The organism is Planomonospora antibiotica, assembly GCF_014647955.1.
GTDB lineage: Bacteria > Actinomycetota > Actinomycetes > Streptosporangiales > Streptosporangiaceae > Planomonospora > Planomonospora parontospora.
The window spans coordinates 1-3133 of record NZ_BMQE01000117.1 but is presented as its reverse complement, the minus strand read 5'-3'; the positions used below and the strand labels follow the sequence as shown (position 1 = coordinate 3133).

At 69.9% G+C, this 3133-nt stretch carries 4 protein-coding genes; 2 read left to right on the top strand and 2 right to left on the bottom strand.

From position 1 onward, the window contains the following. The coding region (locus IEZ06_RS35580; RefSeq protein ID WP_229799155.1) for a hypothetical protein at window positions 1-189 on the bottom strand (189 nt) is incomplete at its 3' end. 150 nt (window positions 190-339) lie between these two features. Beyond that, window positions 340-2022 carry an arabinofuranosyltransferase AftB family protein gene (locus tag IEZ06_RS35575; RefSeq protein ID WP_189241068.1) on the bottom strand — a complete coding sequence of 561 codons (1683 nt, stop codon included), beginning with the start codon at window positions 2020-2022 and terminating at the stop codon, window positions 340-342. A gap of 190 nt (window positions 2023-2212) precedes the next feature. On the opposite strand from IEZ06_RS35575, the gene IEZ06_RS35570 reads away from it, so the two are divergent. Both IEZ06_RS35570 and IEZ06_RS35565 read left to right on the top strand, forming a co-directional pair. Continuing rightward, a complete protein-coding gene (locus IEZ06_RS35570) occupies window positions 2213-2884 on the top strand; it encodes a helix-turn-helix domain-containing protein (protein WP_189241067.1) in 672 nt (223 codons plus the stop codon). Next, window positions 2881-3093 (top strand): integrase core domain-containing protein, encoded by a 213-nt coding sequence (locus IEZ06_RS35565; protein WP_189241066.1) that lies wholly within the window; start codon window positions 2881-2883, stop codon window positions 3091-3093. The genes IEZ06_RS35570 and IEZ06_RS35565 overlap by 4 nt, the downstream gene beginning before the upstream one ends. Window positions 3094-3133 lie beyond the last annotated feature (40 nt).

Below are 3133 nucleotides of genomic sequence, written 5' to 3'. Positions count from 1 at the left end.
ACAGCCCGAACTGTCCGGTGCAAGCGACGAAGGGGACATCAGCTCACGTAAAGCCCTCTGACACTGCAGGACCGCCAACTGGTGCCGCAGCACCAGGATCTCGATCTCCTTGTCACGATCGCTTCCCGGCAGCAGCCGCAGGAACGCGAAGACGGTCGCCGCGGTGAGGTAGGCCAGACGCAGCGGCACGACAGACCATCATGCCGCGGCGGCGTAGACCTCACGGCTCCGAGACTCAAGGCACGTGATCACCACTCAGCGCTCTGGCCTGCGCGGATGAATTTTCGGCACCCACATTGTCTCCGGCAGGGTACGGAGATCACGAGTCCGGGTGGGCGGTCAGGACGGGCAGGGGGCGTTCGCGGTGGGGAACCGGAAGGCGGTGCGCGCCGGGGCGCCCACCAGGTTGTCCCAGAACCGGCCCGGGGTGAGCGGGGCCCGGGTGGCGTCCAGCAGGTCCCGGAACCGGCCGCGGGCCAGCTCGCCCCTGATCCGCTCCACCTCGGCCTGGAACCGCTCGTCCGGCAGCCGGGTCCCAGGGTCGGCGTAGTCGGCGAAGACGTACTCGGGGGGAAGCGGCTTCTCGTGCCCGACCCGCTGCCCGCACGCCGTCTCCATGTGGCTGCCGAGGGCGTTGGCCAGGCCGAGCCGGTCGATGACCAGGGCGTCCAGCGGGAACGACGCCCCCAGCGTGCCCAGCACGTTGCCCGATATGCCCAGGCGCGCGGGCCGGCCGGCGCGGAGCGGGACGGGGCCGAACGCCGTGCCCGGCACGTACAGGCCGGTGGCGTCCTGCGTGCTCAGCGGGTCGGCGGCGGCGCGGACGTAGGGTTCGGCGCCGATCGGGTGGGGGTCGCGGGTCCAGGCCACGTAGAAGCCGCGCTCGTCGGCGATCCCGTCCGGGCCGATGGCCTGCCCGTACGGCACGTGCAGCGCGGTGGCGCAGAGCGCGGCCCACATCGCCACGGCCGTGCACGCCAGGGTGGTCACCGCGTGCAGCGGCAGGACCAGGGCGGGCAGCAGGACGAGCAGCAGGACCGGCAGCATCATCCGGCCGTGCATGAAATCGCCGCCGACCCGCAGGACGTACAGCAGCATCAGGGCTCCGGCGGTGAGCGGGGCCGCCGCCAGGACGAGGTCGCCCCGCCTGCGCAGAGCCCACAGCGCCAGCGGGACGACCGCCAGCAGAGGACCGGCGAGCTGGTAGGTCAGCACGGTGTCCCCGGCGTACAGCAGCCCGCGCGCCCACCGGCTCGCGCCGGCCTCCTTGGCCAGGGCCGTGTTGGGCACCAGGAGCCCGTAGTAGCCCATCCGGAAGACCTGGTAGGCGACCGGCAGGGCCATGGAGACCGCGACCCAGCGGGCGGCGGTGCGCCATCCCGGACGCCGCAGCACGAGCAGCGCACCGAAGAAGACCGGGTAGACCAGGGCCAGCTCCGGCCGGACGAGGGGCGCCAGGCCGAGGACGAACACCAGCGGGAGCACCGGTCCTCCCCGGACCGCCCGGACCAGCAGCCACCAGGACGCGCCGATCCACAGGAACGCCAGCCCGGTCTCCAGGCCGGAGGTGGCGAACTCCCAGAAGGGCGGGAGCGCGAGGACGATCAGCACTCCGGCCGGCAGGAACCAGTGCGAGCGGCCGTGCAGGAGCATGGCGCCGGCCACGGCGAACACCACGGCGCCGATCGTGCACACCAGGCCGAGCACCACCGAGACGGGGGCCGGGTCCGCCCGGCCCAGCCAGGAGACCAGCGCGACCAGATAGGTCCACGCGGTGCTGGTGTTGGCCTCGACGCGCTCACCGATGTTGAAGACCGGCCCGTTGCCCGCGAGTAGCTGCCGGACGGTCCGCACCGCGATCAGGCCGTCATCGCTGATCCAGCGGTTCTGCCATCCGGCGAAGGCCGTCGTGGCCGCGGCCGCCACCGTGATCGCATGGTTCCACATCCGTGTCGGCTGCGACAGCCACGTGGCAGCGGACGCCTGATCGACGTACGCGGGCGGGAGCACGACATCCTCCATGCTGATCACATTGCACTCACTGTGCAGCGTTCACCCTGAATGCGGAAATTAGCGGGTATTCGACTGTTGTCAGCGTAGTTGATCTCTGCTTGTACTCAGCCGGGCTGAGACGTGTGGGTGCCGGAAACTCGGCCAGCGACGGTGACCTGCGGTTCGGTGCTCGAGTGCCCGCTATGCATGATCGTTGCTCATGGCGTTGCGGCTGTTCTATCTGATCTTTCTTCGGCTCGCGGGCTGGCTGATGCTGCTGGTCCGCTCGGACGCGTCGAAGGGCGTCGAGATTCTCTTGCTGCGTCATCAGCTCGCGGTGCTGCGCCGCCAGGTCGCCCGGCCGCGACCCTCCTGGGCGGATCGGGCGGTGATCAGCGCGCTGGCGCGGATGCTGCCCGCAGCCGACCGCCTGCGGGTGTTCGTGACGCCGGGCACACTGCTGCGCCGGCACGCTGATCTGGTGCGGCGGCGCTGGACGGTCAAGCGCCGCAGGCAAGGCCGACCCGCCACCCGTCCCTCGGTGAGATCACTGGCCCTTCGCATGGCCCGGGAGAACCCGTTGTGGGGATATCGGCGGATCGCCGGGGAACTCACCGGCCTGGGGTACCGGGTCGGCGCTTCTACCGTGTGGCTCATCTTGAGGAAATCCGGCCTCGATCCGGCACTGCACGCACGGGGCCGGCCTGGAGCGAGTTCCTACGCGCTCAAGCCTCCGGCATCCTGGCGTGCGACTTCTTCCATTGCGACACCGTGCTGCTCAAACGCCTGTACGGCCTGGTCGTCATGGAGCTCTCCACCCGCAGAGTGCATCTGCTCGGTGTCACCGAGCATCCCACCGGGGACTGGGTCGCTCAGCAGGCTCGGAATTTGATGATCGAGCTGGGGGATCGGGCCGAGGGCTTCCGGTTCCTCATCCGGGACCGGGATGCGAAGTTCACCACCGTGTTCGATGAAGTGTTCACCGACGCGGGCATCCGGATTTTGAAGACGCCGCCTCGGGCTCCGCAGGCGAACGCCTACATCGAGCGGTGGATCAGTGGGCTGCGCCGGGAACTCCTTGACCCAAGGCCGCGTAGTTAAGGATCTCGGACGTGCGGCAAGCCACCGGTGAGTACGGCCA

What these genes read in the sequence shown, in the direction of transcription:
- IEZ06_RS35575 (WP_189241068.1), bottom strand. Translation starts at nt 2,022, where the DNA reads ATGGAGGATGTCGTGCTCCCGCCCGCGTACGTCGATCAGGCGTCCGCT.
- IEZ06_RS35570 (WP_189241067.1), top strand. Translation starts at nt 2,213, where the DNA reads ATGGCGTTGCGGCTGTTCTATCTGATCTTTCTTCGGCTCGCGGGCTGG.